We start from the raw sequence: 20,773 nt of genomic DNA on the forward strand, positions 1-20,773 counted from the left end.
TACGAATGCTTTAAATTATTATTTTCAGCATTAATTTTATTTAGAATAATTAAAAATAACTTGCGTAGAAAAATATTAGCAATTACTTTTGCCAAATAAAACTTAAAATTTTACTAAAATGATTATAAATATGATTAAGAAAGTTTGCTTTTTGGTGCTTTTCTTGAGTTCGTTAAATATGATGAGCCAGAACTTGGGTAAAGTAAGCGGGAAAGTTTCGCTAAGCGGAAAACAACCGGCAGAAGGTATTTCTGTAGTTCTAAAAGGAACAAAATATACGGCTGTTACAAATGATAACGGACAATTCGATATTAAAAATGTTAAGCCAGGTTCATACATTATAAGTGTTCGCGCAGTTGGGATTCATGCAGTAGAAAATGAGATTGAGGTTTATTCAAACCAGACTACAACTAAAAACTTTTCACTTTCAGAAAGTCAAGAAGATCTTGAAGAAGTTGTAATTACAAAAAACAAATACAAGCAGGACAAACCTTCTTTGTCATTGCGTCTTCAAACGCCTGTTTTAGAAATTCCGCAGAACATTCAAATTGTAAGCGCACAGACTTTAAAAGATCAGCAGATTGTGAGTATGAGCGACGGAGTAATTCGTAATGTGAGTGGTGCTGTACGTTTAGAGCATTGGGGAGATATGTATACAAATATTACAATGCGTGGTTCACAAATTCAGGCTTTTCGTAATGGTTTTAATGTAGTTTCTTCTTTTTGGGGACCATTAACGGAAGATATGAGTTTTGTAGATCATATTGAGTTTGTAAAAGGACCTGCAGGATTTATGCTTTCAAGCGGTGATCCAAGCGGACTATATAATGTGGTGACTAAAAAGCCAACGGGAATTACAAAAGGGGAAGCGACTGTAATGGCAGGAAGCTATGATTTTTACAGAGCAAGTATAGATCTTGACGGGAAATTGGATAAAAAAGGTAAATTATTATACCGTTTTAATGGTGCTGCACAGAAAAAAGGTTCACATCGTCCTTTCGAACATAATGATCGTTATGTAATTGCGCCAGTTATTTCATATCAAATTGATGATAAAACAAAAATTACGGCGGAGTATAATTTTCAATATGCAAATATGACTGAGGTTGGTTCTTTTTATGTATTTGGACCTGAATCTGACGGATATGCAACATTACCAGTTGGTTTTACAATGACACAGCCTGGTTTGCCAGATACTAATATTCAAGATCACAGCGGCTATTTGATGTTTGAACATAAATTTGACGATAAATGGAAACTTACTGCGCAAACATCCTATTTTAAATATATTCAGCAAGGATATAGTTCTTGGCCGGGAGTAGTTGGTCCGGGTAATGTAGATAGAAATTTTGACGGTGTTTCTGAAGGAACTCTTGCAAAAGGAGAAATTATTAGAAATGTTGGTATTTGGGATGCTGAAAGTAATATGTATTTAGGACAAATATTTGTTAACGGAAAATTCAATACAGGTTCTGTATCGCATAAAGTATTAGGTGGAGTTGATTTAGGTAACAAAGATTATATGGCAGATTGGGGACAATCGCATGATCTTGATACTGTTGATAAACCTTTTAATGTTTATAATCCAGATTACGGAACTCCATCTAATGGTTTTCCTGAGTTTGATCATAAAACACCTTTAAGCCAAAGAGCAGGTGGACTAATGAGTTCTAAATATGCTGCTGGTTATATTCAAGATGAACTTGGTTTTTTTGAAAATAAATTGAGATTAACACTTGCTGCAAGATATACTTGGTTAAGTCAATCAAGCTGGGGATCTACACAAGAAGACAGTCATATTACGCCTCGTGTAGGACTTAGTTATTCTATTACTGAAAATTTAGCGGTTTACGGTTTATATGATCAGGCTTTTACACCGCAATCGGGTGTTATTAAAAGTGGAGAAAGTGTAAAACCACTTACAGGAAACAATGTTGAGTTTGGTTTTAAGAAAGACTGGTTTGATGGTTCTTGGAGTACAACATTGGCAGCATACAGTATTTTAAAGAAAAACGAATTAACATCAGATCCTGCAAATACTCCGGGACAGCAGTTTAGCCTTGTTTTAGGTGAAAAAAGAGCACAAGGAGTTGAGTTTGATTTGAGAGGGAAAATCTTTGATGGTCTTAATTTAATTGCAAATTATGCGTTTACAGAATCGGTTGTATTAGAGTCTAATGTTTCTACTATTACAGAAGGCTCTATTGTTCCTGGTTATGCAAAACATACTGCAAATGCTTGGTTAAACTACAGTATTCAAAACGGAACTTTTAAAGGTCTTGGAGCGTCTATAGGCGGAACTTATCTTGCAGGACGATTGACAGATACTTGGAGTGTTGGACTTGAAAAACTTCCTAACTATTTTAAACTTGATGGAGGTTTATCTTATGACACTAGAAAGTTTAAGGTTACGGCAAACGTATTTAATATCTTGAATAAATACCTTTACAGCGGTTCGTACTATTCATATCTATCAGCTTATTACTGGCAGACAGAACAGCCAATCAATTTTAGAGTTGGTGTAACATACAAGTTTTAATTAAAATCGTAGAATTGTTATAAATGAAAAAGCATCCGTCAGTTTTGGCGGATGCTTTTTTTGTTTATAGTTTATAGTTTATTGTTGTGAAAAGTTTGCCTAAGCGGATGCTGTGATAAAGAAACTTTAGCCACGGATTAAGAGGATTTTTTAATCTGTATCAAAATAGCTTTTACGCAGATTTAAAGAGATTTAATCAGATCTCCTCAGATTTAACTATTTCTAAGATCAAAAATAAATCTGCTTAATCTGCAATCCCGATAGCTATTGGGAGCGGCGAAAAAAACTATCCTTTATGTATTAAAGGAATAAGTTTTGTACCAATAAGTTCTATGGCATTCATTAGCTGAGAATGTGTTAATCCTGCATTATCCATTTGAAAAGTAAATCTCGATATTCCACCAAGTGCTTCGCTGTGAAGCAGAATTTTTTCGGCAGCTCTTTCAGGACTTCCTACAATTAAAACACCCAGATCATCAATCAAACCATCAAATTTGTCTTTTGTTACTGGAGGCCAGCCGCGTTCTCTTCCTAATTTTGTCCAAAGTTCTGAATATCCAGGATAATATTCTTCGATTGCTTTTTGGGTTGTATTCGAAACATAACCAGGAGAATGTAAACCTACTTTTAGTTCATGTGGTTTAAAACCTGCTGCTTTTCCAGCTTCACGATATAAGTCTATTAACGGACGAAAACGATGTGTTTGTCCTCCAATTACGGCAGCCATCAAAGGCAATCCCAAACTTCCTGCTCTGACAAATGATTCAGGAGTTCCGCCAACGCCCAGCCAAACAGGAAGTTTTTCCTGTAATGCTCTAGGATAAATTGGCAGATTATTTATTGCTGGACGAAATTTTCCGCTCCAGTTTATAAATTCATTATCTCTAATTTGTAAAAGCAAGTCAAGTTTTTCCTGAAAAAGAGCATCATAATCGTTCAGATTATATCCAAAAAGGGGATAAGCTTCAATCGAAGATCCGCGGCCTACAACAATTTCAGCCCTTCCTTTAGAGATCAAATCAAGTGTTGCAAAACTTTGATACACACGCACAGGATCAGCAGCACTCAAAACAGAAACGGCACTTGCCAGTCTGATGTTTTTTGTCCTCGCTGCAGCGGCACTTAAAATAACAACTGTAGCCGAGTCAAGAAACTCTTTTTTATGATGTTCTCCAATTCCGAAAACGTCCAATCCAACCTGATCTGCAAATTCAATTCTTTGCAGCAGTTGTTCCATTGCATCAACACTGCTTAAAGTGTTGTTGTCGCCATACATTGCCGAAGCAAAACTGTCAATTCCTATTTCTATCATAATAGTAAAGATATTAAATTTATTTTTTTCTCCTCTCAAAAAAAAGCGATTTTAAGATTGTTGATATTAGTCAACTGTACCTGTAAAATAATTGTTTTTTGTATCTGTATCTAATCTGTTTTGCCCGCTAATTTTGCTTTGAAACTAAATAACTATAGAAATGAAAACCACTAAAACAGCCAGCATTCAGTTTAATGAAGTTAATGTATCATCATTAAAATCTGTTGTAAATATGTGCCAGAATAAAAGCGCTGTGAATAGTAATTCTAAAGACAGATCATCATATTTAATAAATAATTTAGGGCTTCCATTAAGTGTTGCTTCTTTTGAGAATCGAGTTATTGGATATGCTTTTGTTACCATTAATAATGCTGAAGAACCTGAAATTAATTCGTATTGGGAAAAAGAATTTTACAGTATTGAAGCGGAGCAGAATTTGAAATCTCATGCAGAAACGATTTTTCATTCAACTTTTAAAGATATAGAAACGCGTTCCATTAAAATTCAGAATGCAGCTGAGAAACTATCCAATTGGTTAAGTGTTTGCAATTAATTTTACAAGGGTTACAGATTTAATTTTTATATTTTTACAGGGTACAGATTAAGAAGTAAAAAGATGGCAAAAGAAGTTTTATATCTAAAAATTGCAAATATAATAGAAGAGCAGATATTCTCTGAAACTCTAAAAATTGGAGACAAACTTCCGTCAATTCGTGCTTTGCAAAAGTTGCACGACGTAAGTTTAAATACAATAAAACAAGCATTTTTAGAGCTCGAAAGTAAATCGTTGATCGAATCTCGACCAAAATCTGGATTTTACATAAGTAAAACTTCAAATAGAAAGTTGGCAATTCCTTCAATGAATAAATTAAAACTATCTGAAAATCAAGCTGCGCCAGAAGATTTGATTACTAAGGTTTTTGATACGCTGAAGGATAAAAGTATCAGCAGATTTTCATTAGGAGTTCCTGATGAAAGTCTGCTTCCAATTGCAAAACTGAATAAAGGAATTCTTAAAGCGGCACGTAATTGGGCAGAAAGCGGCACAAGTTATGAGCCAGTTCAAGGAAACGCTGACTTGAGACGAAATATAGCAAAATGGTCACTTATATTAGATGGGAAGTTATCTGAGGATGATTTTGTAATTACTTCAGGAGCTATGAATGCTATTTATAATTGTTTAATGGCAGTTGCCAAAAGAGGTGATACTATTGCAATTGAAAGTCCTGTTTATTTTGGAATTATTCAAGTTGCCCAAACTTTGGGACTTAATATTATTGAGCTTCCTACTCATCCAGTTACAGGTGTCGATTTAGAAGCGTTGAAAAAAGTGATTCATAAAATTGATGTCTGTTGTTTTATGAGTAATTTCAGCAATCCGCTTGGAAGTTTGATGCCGGATGAAAGCAAAATCGAATTGGTAAAAATGCTCACACATCATAATATTCCACTTATAGAAGATGATTTGTATGGCAATCTTTTCTTTGGGAGATCAAGACCAAAACCTTGTAAATATTATGACGAAGCTGGTATTGTAATGTGGTGCGGTTCTGTTTCTAAAACTTTAGCTCCAGGATTTAGAGTAGGCTGGGTTGCTCCAGGAAAGTTTAAAGATCAGATAATCAGAGAAAAATTAGTACAGACTATTTGTCAGCCTTCATTGTATCAAGAAGTAATTGCTGATTTTTTAGAACACGGCAGATACGATCATCATTTAAGAAATTTTAGAAATACATTATATACTAATTCACTTCATTTTCAACGAACTATCGAGGATTGTTTCCCCGAAAACACAAAGATTTCGCAGCCGCAGGGAGGCTCTTTTCTTTGGCTTGAATTAGACAAAAGCATTGATACAGCAGTACTTTTTGATACGGCTGTAAAACAAAAAATAGGTTTTGCACCGGGCAGAGTTTTTACACAGCACGATCAATACAATAATTGTATGAGGCTTAATTTTGCTGTTGAATGGAATGAAAAAACCGAATTTGACTTAAAACGATTAGGTCAGTTAATAAAGAATACGATTTAAGTTTTTTATTTCAAGTAAACGTTCAATTGTTTTAAATTAGTGAGAAAATCCAAAAGAAATACTGGTTATAATAATCAGAATAACGATTAACGTAATCACGACATACAAATAATCTTTTTCAAGGAAGAATGAAAACAAAGAGAATATAACCCTTAAAACTGGTGTCAAGAAGAGTAAAATGATTCCAAAATAAATTAGATACTCGCCGTTACCTCGAATTACTCCGTGATAAACAGTCGCAATTACTTCAAAGATATTTCGGTCATTTTCTTTAAAAACCGAATAATCTTCAATGTCGCTTCCGTGATGCATTAAATAAACGATACCTCCAATAAAAGCTACCGATAGAGAAATCCAAACACCATAACGCAGTAAATTACCAATAATGGTTTGAAAATCTTTTTCTCCAAATTTTTCGTGCTGCATAACTTTAGATTTTTCCATTAAGTCCATTATATATCATATTAATTGCGAGAACAAAGATCAAGCAGGCAAAAAAGATTCGTAGTTTTTTAGGGTTTGTTCTAACCAAAATTTTAGCACCTGCCATAGCGCCAAACAATACACCAATAACAACCGGCATACATATTCCGGGTTCAATATATCCTTTTTGAATATAAATTACCGAACTCGCCATTGCCGTAACGCCCATCATAAAGTTACTTGTTGTAGTTGAAACCTTAAACGGAATACGCATAATATTATCCATTGCAATTACTTTAAAAGCACCAGAACCTATTCCGAGTAAACCAGACATCATTCCCGCAAGTCCCATCATGCTAAAACCTCCAATAACATTTTTTGTTCCGTAATGAACAACTTCTCCGTTATGAGTGGGATAAGTTCCTTCTAGTTTTAGTTTTTTAGCCAAAGGACTTGATTCTAAAACAATATGTTCTTCTTTTTTTCTAAGAGAATTTATTGCCGAAAAAATCAATGTAAGTCCAAATAAAACAGCAATGAAAGAAGTAGGAGCAATTGCCGAAAGTAAAGCGCCTCCAACGGCACCAATAGTAGTTGCGATTTCAAGAAAAATCCCAAGACGCATATTTGTAATTCCTTCTTTTACATAAGCCGCCGCAGAGCCGGAAGAAGTTGCAATTACCGAAACTAAAGCAGCTCCAATTGCATAATGTATATCAACACCAAGTATAATAGTTAATAGTGGAATAATAATTATACCGCCGCCCAATCCTGACAATGAACCAATAAAACCAGCCATAAAAGCGCCAAGAAGCATAATCAGGGTAAATGTAAGTACTGTCATTAAGATATGTTTTGTTTGTGGCTAATTTACGAATACATATCAGTTCCTGAAAAAATAAGAGGCTTAAAAACGCCTTAAAAAAGTTTTTATTTTATGATTTAATGTTTAGGTATATTGCTTGGAAATTCTTTTTTATATAAGGTGCAGCGTTGTAATAATTAAATTAAGATTACTTTTTTAGTAATAATGTTTTGTAAGGTAATTTGTCGTTAAAAATATAAAAATGTATATTTGAGTTTAAAATTTGATATTTTATTTTATAAAAAAACACTTTATGGAACAACAGAATATATTTGAAAAAAGTTTTCTAGGTAAAGAATATAAAAAAGCACTAATTATATTATATGCTTCATTATTTTTGATCTTTTGTTTTTACTTTTTAGGAGAAATATTAGGTAAAGCTTTATTTTATATAAGCCATTAAATTAGACTTTAAAGAAGGCTGAGGATTCTATTCAAAGCAATCAAGAAGCAGATGCTGCTAAAAATAAGTAAAAAAGAATGAATTGTTTTTTAACAGTATTCCAAAAGAAAAATAGTATTTACATTCTGAAGTATGTGCTGCTTTGTACTGTCATTGTTCTTCTTATCGAAGGCATGAAAGCTTTGCTTGATTTTGAAGAGGTGATAAGTAATAAATTAGAAGAAAGTTTCTTTAATAATTTAATTTGGAGTTGCTTTGGAGCTGTTTTTTTTTCTCCATTATTAGAAGAGACAACATTTAGATTGTCACTAAGAAGGAATGTGTATTTTCCAGCTAGTATTATTATATGTCTTGTTTTTCTTTTATCGTCAACTTATATTTATACTCAAGTAAGTTGTGTATTGTTTATCCTGTTAATTTTGGTTAATCAGTATAAAAAGAATTTCTCTCATAGATTAATTGAAATTTTACTTATTTGCTTTTCAGTTATAAGTTTTGTCTTGATACATTTTGATAATTATGACAAAAGAGAATTACATAGTTTAAATCCGTTTGAAATAGTACTGTTATTTATGCCTCAATTTATACTCTGCATTATATTAACAAAAGTTAGACTAGAAACGTGCTTTATTAATTCTTTAATTATTCACTCTTTGTACAATTTAATTATTTTAACATTCGCATTAATATTTAACTATTGAAAAAATATTGCTAATACAAAAGAATTTAATCTAGTACAGTACATCAAATCCTATTATCAACCGCAAAAGTGGTTTTAGCAATTGTTGAGAGTAGTAAAGCTGCAGCCGCACTGGTAAAAACAGAATAATCAAATGGTGCTTTTATCGAAACAGAACCAGCCATTGCGAGAGCAAAAAGAAGCATTAAAACCGCAGTGCCAAAAGCTGCAATTCTAGTTTTAAATCCGCTGAGTAATAATACGGCGAGCAGAATTTCAAAAAATGTGGCTGCGGCACCTAATATTTCTGCTGTAGATTTACTTGCCCACGTGTTAAGAGACTGCGTATAGATGACAAAATTTTCCCAGTTTCCCCACGCAACTGCGTTAGATCCTGGTGCGCCCCAAAGTCCAAATCGATCTGCTACTGCCGAAAGCATTGTAATTCCTAAAACTATTCTTAATACTAATCCTGCATCTGCTGTCGATATGTTTCTCATCTATTTTTATTTTAGTTAATTTGAAGATGTTCCAAATTCTTTTTTACCAAAGTTTTATGTCCAACGGGTTTAAAACCAAGCTTTAAATATAATTTTTTAGCATTTGGATTAGCTTCTTCTACAAGTAAACCTAAAGTCTCTTTATTTTTATGAACGTATTTATCAATTAAAAATTGCAGAATTGCAGAACCAATTCCTTTTCCCTGATGTTTAGGATTTATACCTAAAGAGTCAATATAATACTCTCCAGCCTGCGTTTCATCTTCGGGATTAAAATCGGGATTATAATTGTTTCTCACATATTCGATTATCGGATTGCGCAATTTTTGCAAATCGGCACCATCATAAAGATTAACTGCACCAATAATTTCATTATCAGCTTCGGCTACATAACAATTTTGATAGGAATATTGATTGTTTTCTGTTTCGACAAAATGCTGCAAAAATTCAAGTGCGCTGTTATAATCGTCTTTGCAGATAAATTTATAAATTATGTCTTCCATTGCAAGTAATAAAATCGGCGCAATGTATTTAGAATCGGAGGCAGCAGCTTTTCTGATAATCATAATAGAGTATTTTACTTTTTACAAATTTACAATTATAATATTCAGGGCAAGTAATGACTTTAAATAGAGATTAACTTATTATGCTGAATTTGTACCATTATAGGATTAAAATATACCATATTTAAAATTTAATCTCCTTGTATCTTTGTTAAAGTAAACCAGTTGAGGTAAGTATTAAAAAAGAGAAATAACGAAATAAAAAAGTATAAAAATGAAAGCAATAGGATTTAAAACATCATTGGCTATAGCGGAAAAAGACAGTTTTATTGAATTTGAAACGTCAAAACCAGTTCCTGCTGTCCATGATTTATTAGTAAAAATAGATGCCATTTCAGTAAATCCGGTAGATTTTAAAGTTCGTCAGAGCAGTGCTAAAGATACCGTTTTAGAAAATCCGAAGATTATTGGCTGGGACGCTGTTGGAATTGTAGAAGCTGTCGGCGAAAATGTTACGCTGTTTAAAAAAGGAGACGAAGTTTATTATGCGGGTGATATTACAAAACAAGGAAGCAATGCCGAATATCAAATTATTGATGAACGAATTACTGGCAGAAAGCCAAAATCGTTAAGTATTGAAGAAGCTGCTGTTATACCGTTGACAGGTTTAACAGCTTGGGAAATTTTGTTTGATCGAATCCGAATAAATCCGGAAAAGGACAAAGGAAAATCAATTCTAATAATTGGAGGTGCCGGCGGAGTTGGGTCGATTGCAATTCAGCTTGCTAAAAAAATCGCTGGTTTAACTGTGATTGCAACAGCTTCGCGTCCAGAAACGATAGATTGGTGCAAAAAACAAGGAGCTGATTTTGTAGTTGATCATAAAAACTTAATTGCATCTGTTAGAGAAGCTGGTTTTGAAAATGTAGATTTTATTTTAGACTTTGTCGACACGAACTTGTATTGGGATTTAATGGTTGAATTGATAAAACCTCAAGGTCATATTGCTTCAATTACTGGAAGCAGTGATCCTGTGGCGTTGAATAAATTGAAAAGCAAAAGTGTATCTTTTTCCTGGGAGTTAATGTATACACGTTCGATGTTTCAAACAGAAGATATGATCGAACAGCATAATATTTTGAATAAAATAGCAGATTTATTAGATGAAGGTGTTTTGAAAACCACTTTAAATGAAACATTAATAGGTCTTACAGCAGATAACCTTAAAAAGGCGCACCAGCTTTTAGAGTCAGGAAAAACGATTGGAAAAATTGCAATAAAACTCTAAGTTTTTCTTTAAAAGAATTCAAAAGTCCAATTCAACTCGATTGGACTTTTTTTTGTAAATTGGTGAAATTCTATAAGTTAAAATGTAAATCATGTAAAAGTTAATATCCTTAATTTTAGATATTTGTTTGTATTAACCCAAATTAACTAATAACTGCTATGAAAAAAATTAAATACATTTTTGTTCTTTCAACTGCTTTTTTGACGTTTAGCTGTTCAAGTAATGATAAAGCAAAGAATGATGGAGGAACAAAAACGGATCCTGTAGAAAAAGAAAAGCCAAATTCTAATTATAAACCTGCATTTGCAGGGCAAACCCGAGTAAATGGTGTGACTACGAATACTGCGTTTCAGGCTGTTTTTCTTACGTCAGAATTAACAAATCCGTGGGGAGTAAAAAGTCTGCCAGACGGACGTCTTTTGGTTACTCAAAAAACAGGAACAATGCGTATTGTTACTCCTGCAGGAGTTGTAAGCGCTCCTATTACTGGTTTGCCAGCAGTAAATGCTTCAGGACAAGGCGGTTTATTAGGGTTGTGTTTAGATCCTGATTTTGCTTCAAACCGAATGATTTATTGGGTTTTCTCTGAAGCAGTTTCGGGCGGAAATATATCTTCGGTGGCAAAGGGAAAATTATCCAATGATGAAAAAACGATCGAAAATGCGATGGTAATTTATCGCTCAAGTCCTGCAAACGCAAGTAATCTGCATTACGGAGGACGAATTCTTTTTGATCAAACAGGAAATCTTATTGTGAGTACAGGAGAACGCTCCGTTTTAGAAACCAGACCTTTGGCACAATCTTTAACAGCTAGTTTAGGAAAAGTGATCAGAATAACAAAAGAAGGGAAAGCTGCAGCGGGAAATCCAACTTTTGCGGGAGCAGGAGCATTGCCTGAATTGTTTACTTACGGACATAGAAATCCGCAAGGACTGGCTGTGCATCCAATTACGAAAGAAATTTGGCTGAGCGAGCACGGACCGCGAGGTGGTGATGAAATTAATCGCCTTCAGGCTGGATTAAATTATGGCTGGCCGATAATTACATACGGAATTGAATACAGCGGAGAACCTATTGGTGCCGGAATTCAGCAAAAAGAAGGAATGGAGCAGCCTGTTTATTATTGGGATCCTGTTGTATCGCCAAGCGGAATTACTTTTTATGCAGGAAATCGTATACCAGAATGGGAAAATAATTTGTTTGTTGGCTGTTTAAGCGGCATGCATATCGTTCGCCTTGTTATTAAAGATAATAAAGTTGCAGGAGAAGAAAGACTTCTTGCCAGCGAAAATCAACGTTTTAGAGATATTACGCAAGGCAGTGACGGTGCTTTATATGCCGTGACGGACCAAGGAAGGCTTTATAAAATTGATAAAAAGTAAGACTTCAAGATTTTGTATAATAAAACTATAATGGCGCAATATGGCGCCATTATTTGTTTAAAAAAATGGCTGTTGTGTTTTAGTCAATTTGTGAGTGTTTTTAAATAGTGAAGTAAGCTTTCGTTACAATGAGTAAAATTAAAGTAAGAAAGTAAAGAGCAGTTGCTACGACAGTAAAAATGATATGGGCAAAAAACAGCTGAATATAGTAATCTCTAAAACCAAGGGGGGGACGATAATGAGTGAATTTAAAAATAAACATCCAGCTGATTATGCCAATTATACCGCTGATTACTCCAAGAATAAGAGCACTAAGTGCTGAAATTGCTAAAATATCTTCTGCCCAAATGATATGATAAGCTGCTACAAATAGAAAGCCAATTACAAAATGAAGAAACCAGCCCAAATTATCTTTACACTCGTTTGTAATATCAATGTTCATTTGGACTAATACCGAGCTTAGAAGCACGGGTTCTTTGTATAATTTTCTGTAATTTTTAGACATAAAATAGCTGAACCACGTCATTGCTGATGTCGCAGCTCCCGAAATTAAAACCAGTTGTATGAAAATATATAAATCCATAATCTTAGGTTTATAGTTCAAAAAATGCTCTATTCAAAGTTAAATCTATAATAGCAGGAATGCTTACATTATTGAACTTTGCAATTATATAATTATCAGTATAAAATCGATGATTACTGAGGTTTTTGTTTTTAATGTGTTGATTATTAGTTGTTATGTTGTTTTTTGGTTATGAAAAAACAATCCAATTAGTTATCTTTATAAGGTTTAGAATTGTTTGAATTTCATAAGTAAATGTTTCTATTCTGTTATTTTTAAAGAGAGAGGGTTTTTAATTTTACACTATAATTTAATATATAAAGTATGAACACAATTAACGCAAAAGCATTTGGAACCATTGCAGCCGATGCATCATTAGAAGAAATGACAATCGCGCGCAGAGAAGTTTTGGCAAAAGATATTGAAATAGAAATTTTGTATTGCGGTGTCTGTCATTCAGATTTACATACTGCAAGAAACGATTGGGGAGGAACACAATATCCAGCTGTTCCTGGTCATGAAATTGTGGGAAGAGTAACTAAGGTAGGAAGCGAAGTAACGAAACTTAAAGTCGGCGATTTAGCAGGAGTAGGATGTTTAGTCGATTCGTGTCATACTTGTGACAGTTGTAAAAATGACCTTGAGCAGTATTGCTTAAATGGTTTTACAGGAACTTACAATGGCCGAGATGTTCATTTAGGCGGACATACTTATGGAGGTTATTCTCAAAAAGTAGTAGTCGACGAACATTTTGTTTTAAAAGTGCCTTCAAACTTAAACTTAGCCGCTGTTGCACCATTACTTTGTGCAGGAATTACAACTTGGTCACCATTAAAACACTGGAATGTTGGCAAAGGAAGCAAAGTAGCAGTAGTTGGTTTGGGCGGACTTGGACATATGGCTATTAAACTGGCAAAAGGTCTTGGTGCCGAAGTTACCTTGTTCTCAAGAACTCCAGATAAAGAAAAAGACGCTTTAGAACTAGGTGCAGATGCTGTAGTAATTTCAACAGATAATAATCAGATGAATGCCGTAAACGGAAAGTTTGATTTAATTATTGATACTGTTCCTTATGTGCATGACGTAAATCCTTATGTTGCGACATTAAGTATCAGTGGTACTTTAGTTCTAGTTGGGTATTTAGGAGGTTTAGAACCTATTTTAAATACGGTGCCAATGATTTTAGGAAGAAAATCTGTTGCAGGTTCTGTAATTGGTGGAATTGCCGAAACACAAGAGATGTTAGATTTTTGCGGAAAACACAATATCGTTTCGGAAATTGAAATTATTAAAATGCAGGAAATCAACGAAGCTTATGAAAGAATGCTGAAAAGCGATGTAAGATATCGTTTTGTAATTGATATGGCTTCTTTGAAGTAATAGTTTAAGATTTAGAAAAAAGAAAATCCCAAGTGTCATCTTATTGATACTTGGGATTTTTTAATTGTTAGCTAAAAAGCAGTTTTTTAATTATCGAAAAAATATACGATTAGCATCTTTACAGGCTTTTTGCTTTTGTTGATTGGCACGTGTTTTAATCTTCCATCAAAAAACAGCGAATCACCTTCTTTTAAAGTGTAGGTTTCATTTGCTATCAAATAATCAACTTCGCCGGATATAATGTATTTATATTCAAAAGCATCAGTACTTACCTGATCTCTGTAACTATTAGGTTCAAGAGTTAAGAAAACAATATCAATAGTAGAATTTTTTATTGTCCGAGTTAAAAAACGCTCGTATGAAAAACCGTTAGATCCTTCCTTTTGAAACAGATCGTATTCATCCTTTCTTTTTATTAGAACCATTTCATCTTCCTGAGTCATATCCTTAAAGAACTCGCTCAAGTTAATTTGCAGTGCAGAAACGACGCTGAGTAAAACTGTTAGTGAAGGAATGCTTCTTCCGTTCTCAATTTGAGAAATCATGCCTTTACTTACGTCACTTAAATCTGCAAGTTCCTGTACAGTAAAGCCTTTTTCGATTCGGTATTGTTTTATTCTCTTGCTGATTTCAAGTAAAATAGCTCCTTCCATGTTTAGTATTTGTATACAAAAGTTTATTAATAATAAACATTACTTTACGATTTGTTTACATATAGTAAACATTTGTATAGTAATATTGCACTGTAAAAATAAACAAAAGTATGGAATTAATTGTATTTGATATGGCTGGTACGACAGTCCATGATGAAAATAAAGTTGGCTTAACATTGCAAGCTGCTTTAAAAGAATTTGGTTATGATTTTTCTCTTGATCAGATTAATGTAGTAATGGGTTATGAAAAACCAGTAGCGATTTCGATTTTATTAGAAGAAAAAAGACCTGAGTTAATAAATAAAATCCATCAGGTTTTTGTAGCAAAAATGATTGCTTTTTATGAGCAGAGCAACGATGTAAAAGCAACTTCAAATGCTCATGAAACGATTCAGTACTTAAGAAACAATGGTATAAAAGTAGCTTTCGATACAGGATTTTCTCGTCCGATTGCCGATGCTATTTTCGAAAAACTAAATTGGAAACAAGGTGTTGATTTCGATTTCAGTATTACTTCTGATGAGGTTGAGCACGGACGTCCTTATCCAGATATGATTTTTAGAGCTATGGAGCATTTTAATATTGCAGACGCTTCATTAGTTGGAAAAGTTGGTGATACAATGTCTGATTTGCAGCAAGGCGAAAATGCAAAATGCGGATTAGTAGTCGGTGTGACGACTGGAGCATACAGCCGCGAGGAATTAGAGCATCATTATCACCATTATATTATTGACGATTTATCAGAATTAAAAAACAAACTTTAATTTATAAACTCATGAAGGCTTTACTATACATTGCAGCTGTATTATTCTTAACAACTTCATATGCACAAGAAGTTAAAGGTAAAATCAGCAGTGAATCCGGTCCTTTACATCCGGCTTCGATTTTAGTTATAGAGCAATCTAGAACTGTAGACACAGACCGAAATGGTAATTTCTCTTTTAAACTTAAAGCAGGGCAATATCATTTAGAAATTTCAAGTGAAAACTATACTTCAAAAAAAATTGCAGTAAACGTTTCAACCAAGAATATTGATTTAGGAACTATTGTTCTCGCTGGTAAGGAAGAAAAACTGGATGAAGTAGTTTTAGAATATTATAGCAGCGGAGAAAGAAAAGCGATGGATATGCGCCAAAGTTCAAATGCTATTATGGATGTTGTTAGTGCAGATGCAATGGGTAAAATGCCAGATATTAGTGCAGCCGAGGCTGTACAAAGAATTCCGGGTGTGAGTATAGACAGAGATCAAGGAGAAGGAAGATACGTAACGGTAAGAGGAACGCCTTCGCAATGGAGTTCGGCAACCATTAATGGAGACAGAATGCCATCTGCAAAAACCTCAGGAGATTTGCTTGGTAATCGTACCGTGCCAATGGATTTATTGCCAACAGAATTTCTGGAATATATTCAGGTTGTAAAAGCAATTACGCCAGAATATGAAGGAGATGCTATTGGAGGAACAATTAATTATATTCCGAAGTTTTCTCCAAAAAAAGAAACTTTTCGTGCGACTGTTGCTATTCCTGTTAATCTTCGCGCGGATGATAAAGTGGGGTATAATAGCACGGTATTATACGGTAATCGATTCTTTAAAAAGAAATTCGGCTTTCTTGCCATGACCAATTACAATCGACGTACTTATTCTACAGATGATTATGAGGTTGTTTATGGTAATGCATTGCACAATGTAAATACGCTGGATGTTAGAAATTATCAGGGAGTGAGAACTAATACTGGATTTAATGTCGCAACAGATTTTCGTTTTAACAGCCGAAACAAAATTTATGCTCGTGGTTACTACAGTCAATTTCTAGACGAAGAGCAAAACAGAAAAACAATGCACTACTTTAATAAAACGACAAGTAATGCCGTATTGCGTTGGAGCACTGTCGATTATTTGTTTAAAAATTATGGAGGTGAATTTGGATACGAAAGTAAAATATCGGACAAATTAAAAATGAACGCCAAAGTTGCTGCTTACACTTCGTGGGCAGGTTACAATGGTCCATCATCGGCAACAAAAAATGACAGAGGTTATTATTACGGAAACTGGATACAAACTGTAAAATATGACAATTTGGTAAAAGTTGACGGTACAAATTATAAGTTTTTGCAAGGCGACGGACCAGCGGGTTATGTGGGTGATCCATCCAATAATATTCAGCCGCACTTTTCGACACCATATGATCCAGAAAAATATTATTTGGACAGATATGTAACTTCAATTCGTAATGTCGAAGAGAAAGATCAAGTAGCTGCTGCTGATTTTAATTATGCTGCAAAAGAAAATTTGAAAATTAAGTTTGGAGGAAAATTCAGAAACAAAACCAGTACATACGACTACCGTTACATTACCTGGATTTACGATACAAAAGCACCAAAAGCTTATTTGAATCAATGGGAAAGAGAAGCATTTCCAAGTAATAATTGGTTTCCTGAATTGAATAATAATTATGATAATTTAAAATTCAATTATCCAACAGAAAGCTCTTTTATTGACCCAATGGGAAATCCAGCGATTGCCAAGAACTTAAAGTATAACTATCAGGATGTAACTAATTCCAGTTATGCAACAGGTAATTATGATGCTACCGAAAAAGTTTGGGCAGGTTACGGATCTGCAGAATGGAATATTAACGATGATTTTCGTTTTGTGGGTGGAATTCGATATGAAAACACAGCTGTAGATGCAAAAAGTTACGAGTTTAACGATAAAACCAAAGTAGTTACACCAATATACGGAAGTAAAAATTATGGTGCATTTTTACCAATGGCACATCTGATTTACAAACCATCAAAGAAATTGGATTTAAGAGCGGCAGTTACCAGAACTTTTGCCCGTCCGGCTTTTAACGAATTGAGCCCGAGTAATAGAGTAAATCCCGATAATCATACGGTTGTAGAAGGAAACATCGATTTAAAACCAACATTTTCATGGAATTATGATTTAGTAGGTTCTTATTATTTAAACAAAAACGATTATGTGACCGGAAGTGTTTTCTATAAAGATCTTAAAGATTTAATTTATACATCGACAACTGACGAAATAAGAACTGTTGGCGGATCCGAGGATTTGTATAAAGTTTCAAGACCTTTAAATTCTGACAATGCATTTTTGTACGGAATAGAAGTAGGTTTCAATAAGAAATTTAAAGAATTACCTGGATTTTTAAGCAACTTTAGTCTAAAAGCAAATTACACGTTTACAAAATCCGAAACCACATTATCAGATCGAGGCGACGAAAAAATAGGTTTAATGAACCAATCTCCAAACATCTTTAATGCATCGCTTATTTACGAATACAAAGGTTTTGCAGCACGATTGGCAGCAAATTACCGTGAAGCATTTTTAGTTGAAATCCGCGATAACAAAGGAGCTGACAGATATCAGGACAAAGATTTTCATCTAGATATGAACCTTTCTTATACAACGCCTAAGAATATTACATTCTTTATAGATCTTAACAACCTTAACAATCAAGAGTTACGCTATTATCATGGTGTAGTTTCAAGACCAGAGCAGGTGGAGTATTACGGTATTCGTGGTAAAATTGGAGCAAGCTATAGATTTTAATAATTTCTAAACATAAAGGTAACATTCAAGTAGTACTATTGTGTTTTTTATAAAGATAAGATGAACAGAAGAGGTTTTGTAAAAAGGTCAATGCTCGGAATGATTCCGCTGTTGTTTCCTGTAAAAGTATTTTCATTATTTGCCCAAAATAACAATGCATATTTTATGCATGGAGTGGCTTCTGGAGATCCTACAAACGATGCCGTAATACTATGGACACGTATTACTACAGAATTTTCGGGGATTTGCAATGTCGAATGGCAGATTGCAAATGATGCGGCTTTTAAAAATGTAGTTAAGAAAGGTTTCGTAACAACATCACAAGACCTCGATTACACGGTTAAGATTGATGCAACGAATCTAGAAAGTAATCAGGTTTACTTTTACAGGTTTATTTACAACGAAACGACTTCTGATATTGGAGTTTGTAAAACATTGCCTGATTCGCTTTTAAAACCGCTTCAAATAGCAGTTGTAAGCTGTAACAATTACGAAGACGGTTATTTTACCTCATTCCGCCATATTGCAGATAATAAAGCGATTGATTACGTATTTCATTTAGGCGATTATATCTATGAATACGGAACAGGACAATATGCTAATAAAGCTTTTCTTGAAGAAAGCAATCGTTTAAACGACCCGCTTCATGAGCTTATTTCATTAGCTGATTATAGAAAAAGATATGCTCTTTATCGTAAAGATAAAGAGCTTCAAAAAGCACATCGTACAAAATCATTTATCTGTATTTGGGACGATCACGAATTGGCTAATAATGCCTATTTCGGCGGAGCAAAAAATCACCAGAGCAACGAAGGGAATTGGACTGACAGAAGTGCCGCTGCTGTACAAGCTTATTTTGAATGGATGCCTGTGAGAGCTAAATCGACAAGCGAAATGATTCGTTCGATTAAAATAGGAAAGGAGGCTAATTTCTATTTCTTAGAAGAACGATTAGACGGCAGAGATAAACAGTTATTAAGCAGCGACCCAGAGAAATTTAATCCGCAGCGAAAAATGATTTCCAAGAAACAATTCGATCATTTATCAGATGAATTGAAAAATAGTGATGCAAGATGGAATTTCCTTGTAAATCAGGTCATGTTTACAGGCTATAAAAGTAAAAAAATAGAAACGGTAAAAGAAGAGGATTGGTGGACAGGTTATCCTTACCAAAGAGAACAGCTGATTGAAGTTTTTGAGAGCTTGAAAAATCCGCCCATTATTTTAACCGGAGATCATCATCAAAGTCATGTTTTAGAATTAAACGCGCCAGATTCGGCCAATAACAAACGTATTGCGTGGGAGTTTTTAACGCCGTCGATAACTTCTAAAAATGATGACCGCTTAACCAGTGAGCAAATTGCCAAAAAAAGCAAACTCTTATACAAGCTTAATCCGCATATGATTTACAATGATATTGCAGCTCACGGCTATTTTGTTTTGAAAGTGAGTAAAAAGCAAATCAACATCAGTTATAAATTCAATTCCGATATACTGCTGCGAGATAGTGACGAAAGGCAAGGTCCTGATTTTACAATTGATAACTTAAACAACTTAAAGAAAAATGTGTAGTTCATGTGTTATGCTGTTTAATGAAAAAAACGGCAGTATTCTTCCTGAATATACGGCTTTGCCAGCATTGCAGACAGGCGAAATTTTAGTAAAAAACAAATACACGACTTTGTGCGGCAGCGACCTGCATACTTTTACAGGAAGACGAAAAGAACCATCGCCAATTGTTTTAGGACATGAGATCGTGGGAGAAATTTTGGAACTATCGCAAAGCGAGCCTTTTTATGATTTAAATGGAAATATCTTAAAAGAGGGTGATCTTATTACCTGGACCATTTTTGCCGCAACAGATTCAGATGAGTTTGTACAAGATAAAATGCCTCAGAAATCTGCGGGTTTATTTAAATACGGACACGTTCAGTTTACCGAAAACGAGAAATTCAACGGCGGATTAGGAACGCATTGTGTATTGAAAAAGGGAACAGGGATCTTGAAACTGCCTTCCTCTATAGATGAAAAATTTGCACCAATTATTAATTGTGCCGGAGCTACAGCAATGGCAGCTTATCGATTAGTTAGTCAAATTGAAAGCAAAAATGTCTTAATTCTTGGCGCAGGAGTTCTGGGTTTGATTGCTGCAGCGATTGCAAAACAGAAAAAAGCAGCATCGGTTACGGTGATTGATATTGATGACAGAAGATTAGAGAAAAGTAAATCTTTTGGTGCCGATTATATTTATAACAGTTCAAATCCAATTGAAGAACTGACTCAAATAACATCAGGATTTTATAAAAAAGGTTTTGATGTTATCATTGATATGAGCGGTTCTATTGAAGCCATAAAAACAGGTTTACAGTTTAGTGCAATAGGAGCAGAACACATTTGGATAGGCGCTGTAACTCCAACAGAAAGCATTGAAGTTAATGCTGAGGTAATGATTCGTAAATTGTTAAGCATAAAAGGAATGCATAATTATAATTATGAAGATTTTATCAATGCCGTTTCATTTTTTGAAGATCATTTTTCAGATTATCCTTTTGGTACTTTCATCGAAAAAGAATTTCCATTGCAAGAAACCCTAGAAGCATTTCAATATGCAGTTAAACACAAACCATACAGGGTTTTAATAACAATTTAATGATGAGTAAAATCTCAAAAAAATACCA

General features: G+C 34.1%; 18 protein-coding genes. 11 read left to right on the plus strand and 7 right to left on the minus strand.

Annotation, left to right across the window (positions count from 1 at the left end):
• Window positions 1–130: 130 nt before the first annotated feature.
• Window positions 131–2,539: a TonB-dependent receptor gene (locus NLG42_RS15250; protein ID WP_257681473.1), complete on the plus strand. Its 2,409-nt coding sequence runs from the start codon at window positions 131–133 to the stop codon at window positions 2,537–2,539.
• 286 nt (window positions 2,540–2,825) lie between these two features.
• Here NLG42_RS15250 and NLG42_RS15255 read toward each other — a convergent pair whose 3' ends face one another.
• Entirely contained in the window at window positions 2,826–3,848 is a 1,023-nt protein-coding gene (locus NLG42_RS15255; RefSeq protein WP_257683990.1) for an LLM class flavin-dependent oxidoreductase, read from the minus strand.
• Window positions 3,849–4,011: 163 nt separating this feature from the next.
• Between NLG42_RS15255 and NLG42_RS15260 the strand changes: the two genes are divergently transcribed.
• Both NLG42_RS15260 and NLG42_RS15265 read left to right on the plus strand, forming a co-directional pair.
• Window positions 4,012–4,404: a hypothetical protein gene (locus tag NLG42_RS15260; protein WP_089056715.1), complete on the plus strand. Its 393-nt coding sequence runs from the start codon at window positions 4,012–4,014 to the stop codon at window positions 4,402–4,404.
• 63 nt (window positions 4,405–4,467) lie between these two features.
• Complete coding sequence (locus NLG42_RS15265) at window positions 4,468–5,883, plus strand: aminotransferase-like domain-containing protein (RefSeq protein WP_089056716.1); 1,416 nt, start codon at window positions 4,468–4,470, stop codon at window positions 5,881–5,883.
• Between the two features lie 36 nt (window positions 5,884–5,919).
• Here the strand turns inward: NLG42_RS15265 and NLG42_RS15270 are convergent, their stop codons facing one another.
• Window positions 5,920–6,327 (minus strand): DUF1634 domain-containing protein, encoded by a 408-nt coding sequence (locus tag NLG42_RS15270; protein ID WP_257681474.1) that lies wholly within the window; start codon window positions 6,325–6,327, stop codon window positions 5,920–5,922.
• Window positions 6,314–7,150 carry a sulfite exporter TauE/SafE family protein gene (locus NLG42_RS15275; protein WP_089055537.1) on the minus strand — a complete coding sequence of 279 codons (837 nt, stop codon included), beginning with the start codon at window positions 7,148–7,150 and terminating at the stop codon, window positions 6,314–6,316. The genes NLG42_RS15270 and NLG42_RS15275 overlap by 14 nt, the downstream gene beginning before the upstream one ends.
• Before the next feature lie 274 nt (window positions 7,151–7,424).
• On the opposite strand from NLG42_RS15275, the gene NLG42_RS15280 reads away from it, so the two are divergent.
• On the plus strand, window positions 7,425–7,574 hold the full coding sequence (locus NLG42_RS15280; RefSeq protein ID WP_257681475.1) for a hypothetical protein: 150 nt from the start codon (window positions 7,425–7,427) through the stop codon (window positions 7,572–7,574).
• A gap of 744 nt (window positions 7,575–8,318) precedes the next feature.
• Here NLG42_RS15280 and NLG42_RS15285 read toward each other — a convergent pair.
• Both NLG42_RS15285 and NLG42_RS15290 read right to left on the minus strand, forming a co-directional pair.
• Window positions 8,319–8,753 carry a DoxX family membrane protein gene (locus tag NLG42_RS15285; protein ID WP_089056719.1) on the minus strand — a complete coding sequence of 145 codons (435 nt, stop codon included), beginning with the start codon at window positions 8,751–8,753 and terminating at the stop codon, window positions 8,319–8,321.
• 11 nt (window positions 8,754–8,764) lie between these two features.
• Complete coding sequence (locus tag NLG42_RS15290; RefSeq protein WP_257681476.1) at window positions 8,765–9,319, minus strand: GNAT family N-acetyltransferase; 555 nt, start codon at window positions 9,317–9,319, stop codon at window positions 8,765–8,767.
• 211 nt (window positions 9,320–9,530) lie between these two features.
• On the opposite strand from NLG42_RS15290, the gene NLG42_RS15295 reads away from it, so the two are divergent.
• Both NLG42_RS15295 and NLG42_RS15300 read left to right on the plus strand, forming a co-directional pair.
• Window positions 9,531–10,544 carry a zinc-binding alcohol dehydrogenase family protein gene (locus tag NLG42_RS15295; protein ID WP_257681477.1) on the plus strand — a complete coding sequence of 338 codons (1,014 nt, stop codon included), beginning with the start codon at window positions 9,531–9,533 and terminating at the stop codon, window positions 10,542–10,544.
• A 158-nt stretch (window positions 10,545–10,702) separates the two neighbouring features.
• Window positions 10,703–11,926, plus strand: coding sequence for a PQQ-dependent sugar dehydrogenase (locus NLG42_RS15300; RefSeq protein WP_257681478.1), 1,224 nt, complete (start codon window positions 10,703–10,705; stop codon window positions 11,924–11,926).
• Window positions 11,927–12,026: 100 nt separating this feature from the next.
• Here the strand turns inward: NLG42_RS15300 and NLG42_RS15305 are convergent, their stop codons facing one another.
• The gene (locus NLG42_RS15305) at window positions 12,027–12,509 is read right to left on the minus strand and encodes a hypothetical protein (protein ID WP_257681479.1); all 483 of its coding nucleotides are present in this window, start codon (window positions 12,507–12,509) and stop codon (window positions 12,027–12,029) included.
• 303 nt (window positions 12,510–12,812) lie between these two features.
• Here NLG42_RS15305 and NLG42_RS15310 point away from each other — a divergent pair, with 303 nt between their 5' ends.
• Complete coding sequence (locus NLG42_RS15310) at window positions 12,813–13,868, plus strand: NAD(P)-dependent alcohol dehydrogenase (RefSeq protein WP_257681480.1); 1,056 nt, start codon at window positions 12,813–12,815, stop codon at window positions 13,866–13,868.
• A gap of 86 nt (window positions 13,869–13,954) precedes the next feature.
• On the opposite strand, the gene NLG42_RS15315 is transcribed toward NLG42_RS15310, so the two are convergent.
• Window positions 13,955–14,521, minus strand: a complete 567-nt coding sequence (locus tag NLG42_RS15315; protein WP_089055530.1) for a helix-turn-helix domain-containing protein — start codon at window positions 14,519–14,521, stop codon at window positions 13,955–13,957.
• A gap of 110 nt (window positions 14,522–14,631) precedes the next feature.
• Here NLG42_RS15315 and NLG42_RS15320 point away from each other — a divergent pair, with 110 nt between their 5' ends.
• From NLG42_RS15320 to NLG42_RS15335, 4 genes are read left to right on the plus strand one after another with little or no spacing between them, the layout of a single operon-like run.
• Window positions 14,632–15,285: an HAD hydrolase-like protein gene (locus tag NLG42_RS15320; protein ID WP_099718146.1), complete on the plus strand. Its 654-nt coding sequence runs from the start codon at window positions 14,632–14,634 to the stop codon at window positions 15,283–15,285.
• Between the two features lie 11 nt (window positions 15,286–15,296).
• Window positions 15,297–18,095, plus strand: a complete 2,799-nt coding sequence (locus tag NLG42_RS15325) for a TonB-dependent receptor (RefSeq protein ID WP_257681481.1) — start codon at window positions 15,297–15,299, stop codon at window positions 18,093–18,095.
• 60 nt (window positions 18,096–18,155) lie between these two features.
• A complete protein-coding gene (locus NLG42_RS15330) occupies window positions 18,156–19,667 on the plus strand; it encodes an alkaline phosphatase D family protein (protein ID WP_257681482.1) in 1,512 nt (503 codons plus the stop codon).
• Window positions 19,660–20,745, plus strand: a complete 1,086-nt coding sequence (locus NLG42_RS15335; RefSeq protein ID WP_257681483.1) for a zinc-binding dehydrogenase — start codon at window positions 19,660–19,662, stop codon at window positions 20,743–20,745. Before NLG42_RS15330 ends, NLG42_RS15335 begins: the two co-directional genes overlap by 8 nt.
• Window positions 20,746–20,773 lie beyond the last annotated feature (28 nt).

Source organism: Flavobacterium plurextorum (genome assembly GCF_024638035.1).
Lineage (GTDB): Bacteria > Bacteroidota > Bacteroidia > Flavobacteriales > Flavobacteriaceae > Flavobacterium > Flavobacterium plurextorum.